The organism is Stenotrophomonas sp. GW821-FHT09E08, assembly GCF_059416125.1.
Map to the genome: position 1 here is coordinate 128,662 of NZ_JBWKOO010000004.1, position 17,042 is coordinate 145,703.

General features: G+C 67.2%; 14 protein-coding genes. 8 read left to right on the plus strand and 6 right to left on the minus strand.

The features are described from left to right. The first annotated feature begins 110 nt into the window (after positions 1-110). From purH to purD, 3 genes are read left to right on the plus strand one after another with little or no spacing between them, the layout of a single operon-like run. Complete coding sequence (gene purH, locus AC07M7_RS07535; protein ID WP_495207058.1) at positions 111-1,694, plus strand: bifunctional phosphoribosylaminoimidazolecarboxamide formyltransferase/IMP cyclohydrolase; 1,584 nt, start codon at positions 111-113, stop codon at positions 1,692-1,694. A 16-nt stretch (positions 1,695-1,710) separates the two neighbouring features. Next, positions 1,711-2,589: a hypothetical protein gene (locus AC07M7_RS07540; RefSeq protein WP_495207059.1), complete on the plus strand. Its 879-nt coding sequence runs from the start codon at positions 1,711-1,713 to the stop codon at positions 2,587-2,589. 58 nt (positions 2,590-2,647) lie between these two features. Next, complete coding sequence (gene purD, locus AC07M7_RS07545) at positions 2,648-3,931, plus strand: phosphoribosylamine--glycine ligase (protein ID WP_495207060.1); 1,284 nt, start codon at positions 2,648-2,650, stop codon at positions 3,929-3,931. Positions 3,932-4,070: 139 nt separating this feature from the next. Here the strand turns inward: purD and rpoH are convergent, their stop codons facing one another. Next, positions 4,071-4,946 (minus strand): RNA polymerase sigma factor RpoH, encoded by an 876-nt coding sequence (gene rpoH, locus AC07M7_RS07550; RefSeq protein WP_006397457.1) that lies wholly within the window; start codon positions 4,944-4,946, stop codon positions 4,071-4,073. Between the two features lie 357 nt (positions 4,947-5,303). Between rpoH and AC07M7_RS07555 the strand changes: the two genes are divergently transcribed. From AC07M7_RS07555 to AC07M7_RS07565, 3 genes are all read left to right on the plus strand, one after another. Then, positions 5,304-5,696, plus strand: coding sequence for a BlaI/MecI/CopY family transcriptional regulator (locus AC07M7_RS07555; RefSeq protein WP_006397459.1), 393 nt, complete (start codon positions 5,304-5,306; stop codon positions 5,694-5,696). Continuing rightward, positions 5,693-7,222, plus strand: coding sequence for a M56 family metallopeptidase (locus AC07M7_RS07560; RefSeq protein WP_495207061.1), 1,530 nt, complete (start codon positions 5,693-5,695; stop codon positions 7,220-7,222). The genes AC07M7_RS07555 and AC07M7_RS07560 overlap by 4 nt, the downstream gene beginning before the upstream one ends. A 130-nt stretch (positions 7,223-7,352) precedes the next feature. After that, positions 7,353-8,888 carry a serine hydrolase domain-containing protein gene (locus AC07M7_RS07565; protein WP_495207062.1) on the plus strand — a complete coding sequence of 512 codons (1,536 nt, stop codon included), beginning with the start codon at positions 7,353-7,355 and terminating at the stop codon, positions 8,886-8,888. Positions 8,889-8,925: 37 nt separating this feature from the next. Here AC07M7_RS07565 and ung read toward each other — a convergent pair whose 3' ends face one another. The 5 genes from ung to rhlB form a co-directional block, all read right to left on the minus strand. After that, positions 8,926-9,639 (minus strand): uracil-DNA glycosylase, encoded by a 714-nt coding sequence (ung, locus tag AC07M7_RS07570; RefSeq protein WP_495207063.1) that lies wholly within the window; start codon positions 9,637-9,639, stop codon positions 8,926-8,928. Next, positions 9,636-10,478 (minus strand): response regulator, encoded by an 843-nt coding sequence (locus AC07M7_RS07575; RefSeq protein WP_012512286.1) that lies wholly within the window; start codon positions 10,476-10,478, stop codon positions 9,636-9,638. Before AC07M7_RS07575 ends, ung begins: the two co-directional genes overlap by 4 nt. Before the next feature lie 7 nt (positions 10,479-10,485). Continuing rightward, positions 10,486-11,433: a permease-like cell division protein FtsX gene (ftsX, locus tag AC07M7_RS07580; RefSeq protein WP_012512287.1), complete on the minus strand. Its 948-nt coding sequence runs from the start codon at positions 11,431-11,433 to the stop codon at positions 10,486-10,488. A gap of 2 nt (positions 11,434-11,435) precedes the next feature. Continuing rightward, complete coding sequence (ftsE, locus tag AC07M7_RS07585; RefSeq protein ID WP_005419728.1) at positions 11,436-12,122, minus strand: cell division ATP-binding protein FtsE; 687 nt, start codon at positions 12,120-12,122, stop codon at positions 11,436-11,438. Positions 12,123-12,349: 227 nt separating this feature from the next. Then, positions 12,350-14,083 carry an ATP-dependent RNA helicase RhlB gene (rhlB, locus tag AC07M7_RS07590; protein ID WP_495207064.1) on the minus strand — a complete coding sequence of 578 codons (1,734 nt, stop codon included), beginning with the start codon at positions 14,081-14,083 and terminating at the stop codon, positions 12,350-12,352. 510 nt (positions 14,084-14,593) lie between these two features. Here rhlB and trxA point away from each other — a divergent pair. Both trxA and rho read left to right on the plus strand, forming a co-directional pair. Beyond that, a complete protein-coding gene (gene trxA, locus AC07M7_RS07595; protein WP_005411275.1) occupies positions 14,594-14,923 on the plus strand; it encodes a thioredoxin in 330 nt (109 codons plus the stop codon). Between the two features lie 232 nt (positions 14,924-15,155). Further along, on the plus strand, positions 15,156-16,907 hold the full coding sequence (gene rho / locus AC07M7_RS07600) for a transcription termination factor Rho (RefSeq protein WP_136639414.1): 1,752 nt from the start codon (positions 15,156-15,158) through the stop codon (positions 16,905-16,907). The last annotated feature ends 135 nt before the right edge of the window (positions 16,908-17,042 follow it).

Sequence of the window (17,042 nt, forward strand, 5' to 3'; positions counted from 1 at the left end):
ATTACGGTCAAACCGGCTTTGGACGCAGCGAATCTGCCCCGGCAGCACCCGCCACCGGGCCCCAAGAACTACAATATCGGCCCCGCTCCGCTGCCGATTGCCCTGTCCCCATGACTGCTGATCTGTTGCCCGTCCGTCGGGCCCTCCTCTCCGTTTCCGACAAGACCGGCCTGGCCGAGCTGGCCACTGCGCTGGCCGCACGCGGCGTGGAGCTGCTGTCCACCGGCGGCACCGCCAAGGCGATCCGCGATGCGGGCCTGGCCGTGAAGGACGTGGCCGACGTCACCGGCTTCCCGGAAATGATGGACGGCCGGGTCAAGACCCTGCACCCGATGGTGCACGGCGGCCTGCTGGGCCGTTCGGGCCTGGATGATGCAGTGATGGCCGAACACGGCATCGGTGCCATCGACCTGCTGGTACTGAACCTGTACCCGTTCGAATCGGTCACCGCCAAGGCCGACTGCACCCTGGCCGACGCGGTCGAGAACATCGACATCGGCGGCCCGGCGATGCTGCGTTCGGCGGCCAAGAACTTCGCCCGCGTGGCGGTGGCCACCGATCCGTCGCAGTACGCCGAACTGCTGGCCTCGCTGGAGGCCAACAACGGCCAACTGTCGGCCAGCACCCGCTTCGCGTTCTCGGTGGCCGCGTTCAACCGCGTCGCCCAGTACGACGCCGCGATCAGCAACTACCTGTCGGCGGTCACCGCCACCGACGCCGCGGTGCCGGCGCGTGCCGAGTACCCGGCGCAGATGAATTCCACCTTCGTGAAGGTGATGGACCTGCGCTACGGCGAGAACCCGCACCAGAGCGGCGCGTTCTACCGCGACCTGTACCCGGTGCCGGGCACGCTGGCCACGTTCCAGCAGCTGCAGGGCAAGGAGCTGAGCTACAACAACCTGGCCGATGCCGATGCGGCGTGGGAATGCGTGCGCCAGTTCGACGCGCCGGCCTGCGTCATCGTCAAGCATGCCAACCCGTGCGGCGTGGCGGTCGGTGCCGGCAACGGCGATGCTTACGAGTTGGCCTACGCCACCGACCCCACCAGTGCCTTCGGCGGCATCATCGCCTTCAACAAGCCGCTGGACGCGGCCACCGCCAAGGTGATCCTGGACCGCCAGTTCGTGGAAGTGCTGATCGCTCCGGACTACGAGCCGGCCGCGCTGGAATACGCGCAGAAGAAGGCCAATGTGCGCGTGCTGCGCATCCCGCACGGCGACGGCCTGAACAATTTCGACAACAAGCGCGTCGGCTCAGGCCTGCTACTGCAGTCCTCCGACAACCGCGGCATGACCCGCGACGAGCTGAAGGTGGTGAGCAAGCTGGCGCCGACCGACAAGCAGTTCACCGACCTGCTGTTTGCCTGGAAGGTGGCCAAGTTCGTGAAGTCCAACGCGATCGTCTATGCCAAGGACAACCGCACCATCGGTGTCGGCGCCGGCCAGATGAGCCGCGTGTACTCGGCACGCATCGCCGGCATCAAGGCCGCCGATGCGAACCTGGTGGTCGAGGGTTCGGTGATGGCCTCCGATGCGTTCTTCCCGTTCCGCGATGGCATCGATGCCGCGGCTGCCGCCGGCATCAAGGCGGTGATCCAGCCGGGCGGTTCGATGCGCGATGCCGAAGTGATCGCTGCCGCCGACGAACATGGCCTGGCCATGGTGTTCACCGGCGTGCGCCACTTCCGCCATTGATCCTGGAGCGACACGGATGTCCACAGTTTCGATGAAATCACTGGCCGTGCTCGCCCTCGCTGGCGCGGCCATGCTGGCCGGCTGCAAGCCTGCTGCCGAGCCCAGCGCGGGCCCGAAGGCAGATGCGCCTGCGATGGCCTCCGCCTCACCGGCACAGCATGCCAGCCGCACTGCGCGGCTGCAGGCCTTCCTTGTCCAGCGTTACGGCAGCAACGCCACGCTCTCCGGTGAATGGCGCGGCAGCTGGACCGACGATGGCGACACCCATGCGATGGACTGGCAGGTCTGCGCCGAGCAACCGGTGGTGACCGGTGACAGCTGGCAGCAGCTGCTGGCGGTATGCGGTGCGCTGGTTGATGGCGCGCATATCGACCCGGGAACCATCGAGTTCTTCGTGCTTCGCCCCAAAGGCGAGGGCTTCGAGGTGACCAGCGAACTGACCGGCGAGCGCTTCGGCAGTGGTGGCCAGCCGGGCACCGCCAGCATCATCCGCGCCGGCAGCGATTTCTACGGCTTCCGAGTCGAGGATGGCTGGTTCGGCCAGGGCTTCTCGCTGCTCTCGCAGACCCTGGTCCTGCCGGGCCCGAAAGGCCTGACCAGCACCGGCAACGTGCGCAGCCACATCGACAACGACGCCCAGTACGAATGCGAGAACGTCGACGCGGCCGCCGACCCCGATACCGCCGAAGACTGCCGCACCCGCCGCTTCAGCATCGATTTCGCACTGCGTTTCGACGACAGCGACCGCAGTGCGCGCATCTGGCCACTGCTGATCGAGGAAACCGGCAACACCTGTGGCGGCAAGCAGGTGCGGCAGCAACACCGCTTTACCCTGGACCCGAAGACCTGGGCCTACTCCTTCCCCGAATCGCTGCGACGCGAAGGCTGCGAGTGAACCACGCGCGCCGCCGGGGCTATCGACCTTCCCTTCCCACGCAATCTGGAATCTCGTGATGAACGTACTTGTCATCGGCTCTGGCGGCCGCGAACACGCCCTGGCATGGAAGCTGGCCCAGTCCTCCCGTGTCACCGAAGTGATCGTGGCGCCCGGCAACGCCGGCACCGCCAGCGAAGACAAGTGCCGCAACGTTGCGGTGAAGGTGACCGATATCGACGGCCTGCTGGCGTTGGCCCAGGCCGAAGGCGTGGCGCTGACCGTGGTCGGCCCGGAAGTGCCGCTGGTGGCCGGCGTGGTCGACCGCTTCCGCGCCGCCGGCCTGCGCATCTTCGGGCCGACCGCCGCTGCCGCGCAGCTGGAAGGCAGCAAGGCCTACGCCAAGGACTTCCTGGCCCGCCACAACATTCCGACCGCGTTCTACGCCGTGCACACCGAGGTGGACGCCGCGCTGGCCTACATCCGCGAGAAGGGCGCACCGATCGTGGTCAAGGCCGATGGCCTGGCCGCCGGCAAAGGCGTGATCGTGGCGATGACCCAGGTCGAAGCCGAAGACGCCGTGCGTGACATGCTCTCGGGCAACGCATTCGGCGATGCCGGCGCGCGCGTGGTCATCGAGGAATTCCTCGACGGCGAGGAAGCCAGCTTCATTTCGATGGTGGACGGCGTGCATGCACTGCCGATGGCCACCTCGCAGGACCACAAGCGCGTCGGCGACGGCGACACCGGCCCCAACACCGGCGGCATGGGCGCTTACTCGCCCGCTCCGGTGGTCACGCCGGAGGTGCACGCCCGCGTGATGCGCGAGGTGGTGAACCCGACCGTGCAGGGCATGATTGCCGACGGCATCCCGTTCACCGGTTTCCTCTACGCCGGCCTGATGATCGATGCCAGCGGTGCGCCGAAGGTGATCGAATTCAACGTGCGCTTCGGCGACCCGGAAACCCAGCCGGTGATGCTGCGCCTGCAGTCGGATCTGGTGGAACTGGTGGAAGCCGCCATCGATGGCCGGCTGGACCAGGTGGAAGCACACTGGGATGCGCGCCCGTCGCTGGGCGTGGTGCTGGCCGCGAAGCCCTACCCGGAAGCACCGATCACCGGTGACGTGATTTCCGGCCTGGACGAAGTGCCGGCCAGTGCCAAGGTGTTCCATGCCGGTACCGCATTGGATGCACAGGGCCAGGTCGTCAGTGCGGGTGGCCGCGTGCTGTGCGTGGCCGCACTGGGCGACAGCGTGCGCGATGCGCAGGCCAATGCCTATGCCGGCGTGGCCAAGGTGACGTGGGCCAACGAGTTCCACCGCAACGACATTGGCTGGCGCGCGATCGCACGCGAGGGGTGAGGCCGGCGCCGCTGCCACGCATGGCGTGGCCGTACGGGCGGCACACCGCCGGGGTAGATCCACGCCATGCGTGGATGAGCCCCACAAACGAGAAAGGCCCGGCGATGCCGGGCCTTTCTTCGTTCCAACGCCCTCCCGCTTACGCGGTGAACAGCGCCTTCATCTTCTTCAGCGCATTGGCTTCAACCTGGCGGATACGCTCGGCCGACACGCCGTACTCGTCGGCCAGTTCCTGCAGCGTCACCTTGCTGTCCGCATCCAGCCAGCGGCGGCGGATGATGTCGCGCGAACGCGCATCCAGTTCGGCCAGGCCTTCGCGCAGCAGCTGCATCTGGTTGTCTTCGCTGTCCGCACGTTCGTAGGCCATCGACGGGTCTTCGTCGTTGGCCACCAGGTACGCGGCCGGCGACGGCGGCGCGTGCTCGTTGTCCTCGTCGGTCGGCGCATCGAAACCGATATCGCGACCGGACAGGCGCGACTCCATTTCCATGACCTCGCGCTCGGACACGTTCAGGTCCTTGGCCACTGCGCTCACTTCAGCCGCGTTCATCCAGCCCAGGCGCGTCTTCGACTTGCGCAGGTTGAAGAACAGCTTGCGCTGCGCCTTGGTGGTGGCGACCTTGACGATGCGCCAGTTCTTCAGGATGAACTCGTGCATCTCGGCACGGATCCAGTGCACCGCGAAGGAGACCAGGCGCACGCCCATCTCCGGGTCGAAGCGCTTGACCGCCTTCATCAGGCCGATGTTGCCTTCCTGGATCAGGTCGCCCAGCGCAAGGCCGTAGCCGTTGTAACCGCGGGCCACGTGCACTACGAAGCGCAGGTGCGAATGCACCAGCTCGCGGGCGGCGTCCAGATCGTTGCCGTCGCGGAAGCGACGGGCCAGGTCCTGTTCGTCATCGACCGACAGCACCGGGATCTGGTGCACGGCACCGATGTAGGCGTCCAGCGAACCGAGCGCACTGGGAATCGGGAGATTGTTTGCCACAAGGGCAGTAGAGGTGTTCTGGCTCATAGGCACCCATCTTAGCAGTCCGGGATTTGGACTGCTAAAGGAGGAAAAAGTTCCAGCATCCTATTGATGCAACACTGGTCCCAAACAGAGCCCTACCGTAGCGCGATTTGATGACAGTGGCGAGCACGCTTTTCGGGATTCACAATCCCTTGGAATTCAATCAATTACCCACCGGAAACCGGCGATTTCCGGTCAAGCGGAGCTGAACGGGCCCTCCTGGAGGTCCATTCAGGCCAGGAGACGTTGCCCGGTGTTCAGGCCCGAGGGCTGAGGGTTGTCCCTTTACTACTAAGAAACCCGTTGACAGCCACCCGGCGACATGCTCCGATGCATCAACTAATTCATACGTAGAAGCGCATGGCCCGCCCTGTCTCGCAGAATCCCACTCCCGCCGAGCAGGCCATCCTGGACATCCTCTGGGACAAGGGCGAAGCGTCCGTGCGCGATGTGGCGGATGTGCTCGGCCAACACAAGCCGGTCGCGTACACCACGGTGCTGACCATGTTCAACGTGCTGGCGAAGAAAGGCTTTGTCAGTCATCGCCAGGAAGGTCGCGCCTACATCTATCACGCCACGCTCAGCCGCGAGCAGGCCCGCCGGCAAGCGCTTGACCATCTTCTGCATCAGTTCTTCGACGGCTCACCGAACGTGTTGGCACAGCACCTGGTGGACGAACGCGAAATCGACCGCAACGAACTGCAGGCACTGCAGCAGCGCGTCAGCGATGCCAGGGCCGGGAGGAAGGAATGAACCTCATCGACCTGACGATGGCATTGGGCGTACGACAGTTGCTGTTGTCCGCAATCGTGCTGCTGCCCGCGCTGTGGCTGGCACGGCGGCGGGCCCTCAGTGCCGAACAACGTTCCTGGCTGCTGACCGCAGCGATGGCAGCGGCCCTGCTGCTGCCACTCAGCGCCTTCCTGCCGGGCTGGTCGACCACCCTGCCCGCACCGGCACCGCCCGCGGCCGCGTTCCACCCCATGCCCGGCGAGGGGGCAACGGCGGAAGAAGCCATCTTCGAAGCCGGACGACAGCCCGACATCTACTACGTCGAACTGCCGAAGACCCTGCCGACACTGCTTGCACTGCTGTGGCTGCTGGGCACCCTGTGGCTGGGCATGCGCCTGCTGGACGCGACGCTGCACGCACGCCGGCTGCGGCGGCTGGCGCAACCGGCGACCGCCGGACTGCGCGCGGTCCTGGCCGACATCGTGCCCGCCCACGTGACGATCGCCACCTGCGCCGTCGACGGGCCGATGGTCGTCGGCCTGTGGCACCCGCAGATCCTCCTGCCCCGCCCCTTGCTGGCACGCCTGGACAACAATGTGCTGCGCGACATCGTCCGCCACGAGGTTGCACACCTGCAACGGCGCGACCTGTGGACAAGCACGCTGCTGCGGGCGGGAACAGCACTGTTCTGGTGGAATCCGCTCCTGCACCTTGCCCAGGCACGCCTGGCGGTACTGCGCGAGATGGCCTGTGATGCACGCGCTGCGATGCAGGCACGCGAACCGCTGGACTATGCAGGTTCGCTGCTGGCCAGCGTCGAACAGCTGCAGGCCCTGCGCGAGGAGGCGCCGACGCTTGCACTGGGTATGTTCAGTGCGCGCAGCCAGCTGGCGCAGCGCATTGATCAGCTGGTGGACGCCGGGTCACCCACACCCCGGCACCGCAGCCTGTTGGGGCTGGGCCTGCTGCTTCTGCTGGCCTGCACCGGCACCGCCGTGGCCATCTCACCACGGCTCGCCCCATCACCGGCTGCCAGCGCCTCCGATACGCGCGTCATCAAGCTGTTCCAAGCCGCCAGCACGCATGACGTCGCGCAGGTCCGTCTGTTGGCGGCGGCCGGCGTCGATCTTGATGCGCGCGTGCTCGGTGATGGCACGGCGCTGATCCAGGCCATCCGTGCACGCGATCCGGCGATGGTCGACACGCTGCTGCAACTGGGCGCCGACCCCGATCGTGCCGCGCTGGGCGAAGGCAATCCGTTGATCGTCGCCTCCGCGTTGGGCCTGCAACCCATCGTCGAGCAGCTTGTGCAGGCTGGTGCCGACGTCAACCGGGTCGTGACCTATGACGAGACACCGCTGATAAATGCCTCGCGCGAAGGGCACCTGGTCACCGTGCAGTACCTGCTTGCTCACGGCGCCGACATCAACCTGGGCGTGGAAGCCGACGGCTGGCTGGGGCGCTGGCGGACACCGCTGAACCAGGCTGGCAACGCGGCCGTGCGCGATTACCTGCTGGCGCAGGGCGCCCGCCGCGAACGACGCTGACTCCTCCGCCGCATCGCCTCCTGCGCTGCGGCGGTAACCCGTTCCACCCGCAACGACTGGACGCGACAGGCGTGCGTGGCACCGCGTGCGCCGATCCCGCCCTTCTTCCACTCCTGCAAGGATGTCGATGATGAACCGCCTGTTGCTGTGTTCGCTGCTGGTCTCCCTTGCCCCGTTCCACGTGATGGCCACTGACGCCAGCGCTGAAGACGCTGCGCGCTTTGCGCAGGCTATGGCCCATGGCTTGCGCCCCAGCACCGCGCAGCTGGGCGCCGCGCTGCCGCAGTGGTCGATCGAAGAACGCCTCGCCCACTACAAGGTACCGGGTGCCGCCGTTGCGGTGATCCGCGATGGGAAGGTGGTCTACGCCGCCGGATACGGCCTGCGCCAGGCCGGCACGCGCGACGCGGTGGATGCCGATACCGTGTTCTCGGTCGGCTCGGTCAGCAAAATGGGCACTGCGGCAACCACCCTGAGGCTGGTTGCTGCCGGCAAGGTCTCGCTGGAGGAGAACATCGACCATCGCCTGCGCCGCTGGCACCTGCCTGCCGATTCGCAGGGACAGCACCCGCCGATCAACCTGCGCATGCTGCTCTCGCACACTGCCGGCTTCAACGTGCATGGCTTCCAGGACTACCAGCCCGCCGAACGCCTTCCGACCTTGCTGCAGACACTGGATGGAATGGCGCCTGCAAAGAATGAACCGGTACGCCTGATCCACGCACCCGGCCAGCAGGTCGACTATTCCGGTGGCGGCTACACGGTGGTGCAGCTGGCGATCGAAGATCTGACCGGCAGAGCATTCGCTGAGGTCGCACAACGCGAGGTGTTCTCGCCACTGGGCATGTCGCGCAGCACGTATCGGAATCCCTTGCCTGCCGGCTACGGCAACGTTGCCCATGCGCACGACAACAAGGGCCAGCCAGAGGCCCTGCCACGCGGCTGGCAGAGCTTTCCAGAACAGGCGGCGTCGGGGCTGTGGACCAGCGCCAATGACATGGGCCTGTTCGTCGCGGCCCTGCTGCGCAGCATCCGCACCAAGGATGGATGGCTGCCGCAGTCGTTGGCCCTGCAGATGGTCAGCGAAGTGGCACCGGCCGGCCGTGGCCTGGGCCCGGAGCTGGCCGGCGCTGGCGCCAGTCGCCGCTTCTTCCACAACGGCAGCAACGACAGCTATCACGCAGGCATCGAAGGCTACCCCGAGAGCGGCGATGGATTCGTCATCCTGACCAATGGGGACAACGGCCCTGCGCTGCGTGGGGAGATCCGCAATGCCCTGTCCGATGCACTCGGCCACAACGCCAAGCCGGTCATCCGCACGCTGGATCCCGCGTTGCTGGTGGATGGCTATCCGCGCTTCAGCGGCCGCTTCGTACTCGATGACGCCCTGCCCATGGATCTGCGCAGTGGCCTGGCCGATTGGTTCGATGCCGCCACCCTGGACGTGCAGGCGGTCGATGCTGGACTGCAGTTGCGCCTGCCCGGGCGTGATGCACCGGTCGCACTGCAGGCGCTGACGCCCGTCCGCTTCCTGGCAGGCAGTGCGGGAGCGGAACTGCTGTTCCATCGCGGCGGCGATGGCACCGTGCAGGCATTGAGCGTGATCGCCGAAGGCGCGCGCGCCTACTATCGGCGCGCGGATATCGCGCCAGCAGCGGGCCACTGATCCATCGCTGGCGGCGCCGGGCTACCGCCCGGCCCGCTCAGAGCGCAGAACGCGGCGGCAGCGACCAGTCGATCAGGGCCTGCCCGCGACGCTGCAGGTACTCGTTGGCCATCGAGAAATGGCGGCAGCCGAGGAAGCCGCGATGGGCCGACAGCGGCGACGGATGCGGCGACTTCAGCACGCGATGGCGACGGGTGTCGATGACCTTGCCCTTCTGCTGCGCGTAGGCGCCCCACAGCATGAACACCAGCCCTTCGCGCTCGCGGTTGAGCACGTCCACCACGTGGTCGGTGAAGCCTTCCCAGCCGCGCCCCTGATGGGCGCCGGCCTTGCCCTCTTCCACCGTCAGTACGGCATTGAGCAGCAGTACGCCACGCTGGGCCCACGGAATCAGGCAGCCATGGTCCGGGCGCGGGATACCGAGATCGCTCTCGATCTCTTTGTAGATGTTCAGCAGCGACGGCGGCACCGGCACGCCCGGCGGCACCGAGAAGCTCAGCCCATGGGCCTGGCCACGGCCGTGGTACGGGTCCTGGCCGAGGATGACCACCTTCACCTGCTCGAACGGCGTGGCATCGAACGCGGCGAAGATCTGCGGGCCGGGCGGGAACACCGCCGCGCCACTGGCCTTGCGCTGGCGCAGGAAGCTGGACAGCTCGCGCATCTGCGGCTGCAGCAGGTAATCGCCGACATGCTGCTTCCAGCTCGGTTCCAGTTGGATCGTCGGGGTGTCGGCTACTTCATCCATCATCGAATCAGGGGTCCATCATTCAATCGGGCCAGCCGCAGCTGGAACAGCACCTTGGTGACCAGCAGCCGTTCTTCGATCGGCTTCAGCACCAGGTCGTTGGCGCCGGACTGCAGCAGCCCGGTCTGGTTGTGCGGATTGCCATCGCCGGTCATCACCAGCACCGGCAGGCGGCGCTTGCCGTAGCCGAAGTCCACGCGCACGCGCTGCACCACGTCGCGGCCGCTCAGTTCACCCTTCAGGGTGACGTCGGTCAGCACCAGGTCGATGCGGTGGCGGCTGCGGCCCAGCGACTCGGCGGTGAGCAGGGTGAACGCCTCTTCGGCGCTGACCACGTGCAGCACGTTCAGCTGCTGGCGTTCGAGCATGCGCTTGGTGGCCTCGGCCACCACGCGGCTGTCCTCGATATAGAGGATGGTGGCGCCGGGAATGGTCTGCGGCTGCACATAGCCGCGGATGAAGGTCGCCAGTGCCTCATGGCCCAGCGCCTTGTCGAAATAATCGGTGACGTACTCGGTGAAGCGGCGCTGCTCCAGATGCTGCTGGGCATCGCCGGAGACCACGATCACCGGCACATAGGCCTGGCCAGCGGCTTCGCGGATCATCCGCGCCAATGCCAGGCCGTCGCCATCACGCAGGGTCAGCGAGGTGGTCACCAGGTCCACCGGACCCTGTGCCAGCGCCTGCTGCGCTTCCTCGATGCTGTCGCAGCCGATCACCTCCACGCCCGGCAGGTCACGCCTCAGCACGTCGGCGATCAGCTTGCGTACCAGCTTCGAGCCATCGACCACCATCACCCGCGTCGCGGGCCCCTCAAGGTGCTTCAACGCTTGCGGTTGCATGCCGGTCTCAGGTGTCGGTCGGTCGGGTCTGGCGCAGGAAATGGCCGGTCACCAGCCACGCCCCCAGCCAGCCCAGCAGCAGCGTGCCGAGCAGCACCAGGCCGCCATGCAGCAGGTCCAGGCCGTGCAGCACGAACGGGCTGCCGTAGCTGCGCGAAAGTTCGGCCAGCGGCATGCGCAGCGCGGCACCGGCGGCAGCGATCAGGGCCAGCGCCACTGCACCAGCGCCCAGGCCATACCAGGCGCCCAGGTACAGGAACGGACGTCGGATGAAGCCATCGCTGGCGCCCAGCAGCTGCAGCACGCCGATCTCTTCACGGCGGGCCTGGATGTCCAGGCGCACGGTGTTGCCGACCACCAATGCGGCACCGACACCAAGCAGCACCGACAGCACCTGCACCAGCCGCGCGCCAAAGGCGAGCCAGGCATCGAGGCGCTGGCGCCACAGCGCATCGTGTTGCACCAGGTCGGCCTCGGGCAGGCTTTCCAGCGCGCGCGCCAGGCGCGCATCGTCCTTGCCCTGGCCGGGAGTGATCACCAGCAGCGAGGGCAGCGGATTGTCGTTGAGCGCGTCGATCGCCTCGCCGAGGCCGGCATCGCGCAGTTCCTGCAGGCCCTGCTCGGGCGTACGCACGTTCACTTCGGCAACGTCGTCGCGGTCGCGCAGCTGCCCGGCCAGGCGCAGCGCGCCGGGGCCATCGACATTGCCCTTCAGGAACACGTTGATGTCGCGCGACTGCTGCACGCTGCCGGCGAACTGCTTGAGGTTGTCCAGCGCGATCGACAGGCCCAGCGGCAGGGCCAGCGCCAGCGCCATCACCATCACCGTCAGCAGGGTCGCCCACGGCTTGCGGCAGGCGCGGCCCAGGCTGAACACCACGCTGTGTACGTGGTGCTGGAACCAGACACCCACGCGCGACGGGGCGGCGGCTTCGCTGTTTTCGTTCTTCGCCATGGTTACTCCGCCAGGTCCTGCGGCGAGATGTCATCCACCAGCCGGCCGTGATCGAGGATCAGCACGCGCTTGCGCATGCGGCGCAGCAGCGGCAGGTCGTGGCTGACCACCAGCACGCTGGTGCCGCGCGAAGGCAGCTCGGCGAACAACGCCATGATCTCCGCCGCCAGGGTCGGGTCGAGGTTGCCCGTCGGCTCGTCGGCCACCAGCAGCTTGGGTTCGCCGACGATGGCGCGGGCGATGCCGACGCGCTGCTGCTCACCGGCGGACAACTGCGAGGGCAGCGCCTTCTCGCGATGGCCCAGGCCCATCCGCTCCAGCACCGAGCGCACCCGCTTGTTGATGTCGCCACGGCGGGTACCGCGCAGGATCAGCGGCAGTGCCACGTTCTCGGCAATCGAGCGGTCCATCAGCAAACGGTGGTCCTGGTAGACCGCACCGACCGCGCGACGGTGGCGGGGCACATCGCCGCCGCGCACCTTCAGCAGGTTGCGCTCGTCGAACACCACCGCGCCGCGGCTGGGCCGCTCGTCCAGGTGGATCAACTTGAGCAGGGTGCTCTTGCCCGCACCGGAATGGCCGGTGACGAACAGCATCTCGCCCGGCGCGACCTCGAAGCTGACATCGGTCAGCGCCTCGTGGCCACCGGCGTACTGTTTGCTGACATTGTCGAAGCGCAGGACACTCATACCCCGATTATGCAGGAGCGGCGCCGCGGATCGGTAGCGCCGGGCCATGCCCCGCGGATTTTTCGATCTGCCGCTGCGCTCGCCGGGCATGGCCCGGCGCTACCTGCGGCATCAAGGCTGTAGAGCCGAGCCAATGCTCGGCTCGGTGGGTGCCGACCGTTGGTCGGCACACCCTTCAAGGTCGCCCGACCAACGGTCGGGCGCTACCCGCTGATCGGCGGCGCCGATCAGCTGCCCGACAGCATCCGGCGGATCTTGCGGCCGATGCGGGTCAGGAACGAATCACCGGTATCGGCGGCGGTGCGCACCGGCTTGGCCACCACCTGCACCGGGGTGACCGGGCTGGCGCCATTGCCGGCCGTGGCCTGCACGCCTTCGGCGCCTTCGACCGGACGGCCGTGGCGACGACGACGGCGCTTGCGCGGCTTGTGCTCGCCATCCACTGCCACGTCCGGTGCACCTTCGGCACGCGGCGGGCGCGGCGGGCGCGGCGGACGCGGGGCCTGGGTCACGGCAGCCTCGGCGCCAGCAACCGGGGTGGCGGCAGCCTGCTCGCCTTCCACGCGCGGCTTGCGCGGGCCACGCGGGCGACGTTCGCCGCTGCGCTCGCCGTCACGACCACCGCGGCCACCGCCACTGCCTGAACGGCCGCCACTACGGCCACCGCCCCGACGCTCTTCCTCGGCGGCGCGGGCTTCGCGCGCTTCGCGGAAGATCTGGCCGACGCTTTCGTTGTCATCGCCTTCCTCGCCTGCCGCCGGGGCCGGGCGTTCAGGGCGCGGCAGCGGCGTCAGCAGTTCCTTGGTGACCGGCTCGGACGGAATCTTCTGCTCGATATAGGCCTCGATGTCCGGCAGGCCCATCGCGTAGCGCTCGCAGGCGAAGCTGATCGCATCGCCTTCTTCACCCAGGCGCGCGGTACGACCGATGCGGTGCACGTAGTCTTCGGCATCGAACGGCAGGTCGTAGTTGTAGACATACTTGATGCCGTCGATGTGCAGGCCGCGCGCAGCCACGTCGGTGGCCACCAGGATTTCCAGCTGGCCCTTCTGGAAGCGGTTGAGCAGGCTCTCGCGCTTCTTCTGCGGCACATCACCGGACAGCACGCCGACACGGTAGCCGGCCTTTTCCAGCGAACGGGCCACGCGCTCGACGAACACCTTGGTGTTGACGAAGACCATGGTGCGGGCGCCTTCGCTGCGCGACAGCAGGCCCAGCAGCAGCGGGATCTTCTCGTCGTCGGCCGGGAAGTAGATGCGCTGGCGCACGCGGGCGGCGGTGATGGTCTCGGCCTCGACCACCAGCTTCTGCGGCTCGTTCATGTGCTCATAGGCCAGCTCCAGCACGCGGTGGCTGAGGGTGGCGCTGAACAACAGGGTCTGCCGGGTGGTGCGCTCAGGCATGCGGCGCAGCAGGAAGCGGATGTCCTTGATGAAGCCGAGATCGAACATGCGATCGGCTTCGTCCAGCACGCAGATCTCGCAGGCGTGCAGCGAAACCACCTTGTGCTGCTTGACGTAGTCGATCAGGCGACCCGGGGTGGCGATGATCACGTCCACGCCCTGCTGCAGCAGCTCGCGTTGCTTGTCGTAGTCGACGCCGCCGTAGACCAGCGCGAAGCGCAGGCCCAGGTCGGAACCGAACTTCACCGCGTCCTTGTGGATCTGGATGGCCAGTTCGCGGGTCGGCGCAAGGATCAGCGCGCGCGGGTCTTCCGGCTTGCGATCGGCCAGGGCCGGACGGGTCAGCAGGCGGTTCACGACAGCGACCAGGAATGCCAGCGTCTTGCCGGTGCCGGTCTGGGCCTGGCCGGCAACATCACCACCGGGCAGCGCGACCGGCAGGGTCAGCGCCTGGATCGGGGTGCAGCGGGTGAATCCGGCTCCTTCAAGGCCAGCCTGCAGGGCCGGATGCAGCTCGAAGGAGGAAAAGGTCAAATCGGTCAGCGGTTTGTCGCTCATGAGTCCGTCTTGGTATGGCCACCGGCCAGCGGGCGGGCGGCACTGCATCGTCTGGGGGCACCGTCGCAAACTGCGGCCCCTGCGGCGGGTCGGCGGGCCGGGACCACCGGGTCCGCGCGCCGCTCAATGTTCCAGTTTAACGCACTCGGGCCGACAAACCGGAATGACGCGTCTCACCACGCAGGGAGACGCCGACCCTTCACCCAGCAACACCGGACTTGAACAGCCCTGCCGGAGGCGCTGGTGTCGCCCGCTGCCAACCCCATGTACAGGAGGACAGTGAAATCCGACACATATCAGGCATCGAAGCGATCACGATACGCTGGGTTCCAGCCGGCGCCTGTCCCTGCCCTGCGATAGGGGTACACTGCCGGCCGTGAGCGTCCAGGCATCCCGCCGAACGCACCGCGGCAGTGCGCCGCGAGGCAACGACGAGGGTCGCGCCACCGGGCATGGCCCAGTTCACCCACCTCCGGCATCGCCGGGTGCAATCCAAGACGAGAAACCAAGATGAGCGACAAGGTTGTACATGTCGGCGACGCCGACTTTGATAGCGCAGTGCTGAATTCCAAGGAGCCGGTGCTGGTCGATTTCTGGGCCGAGTGGTGTGGCCCGTGCAAGATGATCGCCCCGGCGCTGGACGAACTGGCCGACGCCTACCAGGGCCGCGCCAAGATCGCCAAGGTCAACGTCGACCACAACCGTGCGCTGGCCGCCAAGTACCACGTGCGCTCGATTCCGTACCTGGTCGTATTCAAGGACGGCGAAAAGGTCGGCGAGCAGATCGGCGCGGTGGGCAAGGCCCAGCTGGCCGGCCTGCTGGACAAGGCTCTGGCCTGATCCTGCGTGACAACACCGGCGGCCGCCACCCGCGGCTGCCGGTGGGCGCATACCGCGCCAGCATGAATGCAGTTCCCGGTGACCCTTGCACGGCGCCGCGGGCCGATGATAGTGTCGGCATATCCGGCCGCGTTCGCGTGCCGCACCCTCTGGACGCAGTTTCTTCCAGACCCATTCCCAACGTTCGCCGCCCCAGCCGGGCGCTCGCACCTTCAAGCGAGGAATAACGCTCTTGTCCGATAACACTCCCGAAACCGGCAGCGCCGAAGCGCCCGCCGAAAAGCGCGTGCGCAAGCCCCGCGTAGCCAAGGCTGCCACTCCGGCCGCCGCCGAAACCAGCGCCGCCCCGGCGCAGCCCACCCTGCCGCTGGCAGCCGCGCCCGAAGCGCCGGCACCGGCTGCAGCGCCTCCCGCGCCGAGCGCGCCCGCCGCCGAGGCGCCTGCCAGCAGTGGCGGCGGTGACAGTGGTGAGGGCCGCGAATCCGGCCAGCCGCGGCAGCAGAACCACCAGGGTGGTGGCCAGAACCAGAACCCGTACAACCAGAACCAGCAGGGTCAGGGCCAGGGCAATCGCCGCGACCGTTTCCGCAACCGCCGCGATCGTGATCGCAACGGCGGCGGTGGCGGTGGTCGCTTCCGCGATGACGGCATGCCCAACGACAACGGCGAGCAGCAGCCCTTCGTGCCGCGTCCGCATGCCAGCGTGCCGGAAGGTTTCCCGGTCTACTCGCTGAGCGACCTCAAGCGCATGCCGGCACAGAAGCTGCTGGAGATCGCCGAGCAGCTGCAGATCTCCGAAGGCGTGGCGCGCGCGCGCAAGCAGGACGTGATCTTCGCCCTGCTGAAGGTGCTGACCCGCCATGGTGACGGCGTTGCCGCCGACGGCGTGCTGGAAATCCTGCCGGACGGCTTCGGCTTCCTGCGCGCGGCCGAAGCCAGCTACCTGGCCGGCCCGGACGACACCTACATCTCGCCCAGCCAGATCCGTCGCTTCAACCTGCGCACCGGCGACCACCTGTCCGGCCGCATCCGCTTCCCCAAGGACGGCGAGCGCTACTTCGCGCTGTCGATCGTGGACACCATCAACGGTGAGCCGCTGGAAGCATCGAAGAACAAGGTGCTGTTCGAGAACCTGACCGCGCTGTTCCCGCGCCGCCGCTTCACCCTGGAGCGTGGCAACGGTTCGTCGGAAGACATCACCGGCCGCATCCTCGACCTGATGGCGCCGCAGGGCAAGGGCCAGCGCTCGCTCATCGTTTCCCAGCCGAAGGCCGGCAAGACGATGATGATGCAGCAGGTGGCCACGGCCATCACCACCAACCATCCTGACGTGCACCTGATCGTGCTGCTGATCGACGAGCGCCCGGAAGAAGTGACCGAAATGCAGCGCACCGTGCGCGGCGAGGTCATCAGCTCGACCTTCGACGAACCGGCCGCGCGCCACGTGCAGGTGGCCGAAATGGTCATCGAGCGTGCCAAGCGCCTGGTCGAGCACAAGAAGGACGTGGTGATCCTGCTGGACTCGATTACCCGCCTGGCCCGCGCCTACAACAACGTGGTGCCGAGCTCGGGCAAGGTGCTGACCGGTGGTGTCGATGCCAACGCCCTGCACCGCCCGAAGCGTTTCTTCGGTGCCGCGCGCAACGTGGAAGAAGGCGGCAGCCTGACCATCATCGCCACCGCGCTGGTCGACACCGGCTCGAAGATGGACGAGGTGATCTACGAAGAGTTCAAGGGCACCGGCAACAGCGAAGTGCACCTGAGCCGCCGCATCGCTGAAAAGCGCGTGTTCCCGGCCATCGACATCAATCGTTCCGGCACCCGCCGCGAAGACCTGCTGATCGAGCCGGAACTGCTGCAGAAGATCTGGATCCTGCGCAAGCTGCTGCATCCGATGGATGAAATGGCCGCGATGGAGTTCCTGCTGGACAAGATGAAGAACACCAAGTCCAACGACGAGTTCTTCGGTTCGATGAAGCGATAAGAGAAAAGCCCCGCACTGCGGGGCTTTTTTTGTTTTCGGGACGGCCCATCCACGCGTGGCGTGGATCTACCGGTAGCGCCGGGCCATGCCCGGCGGAATGCATCACCGCGCGCGGTCACAGACACGCCGGGCATG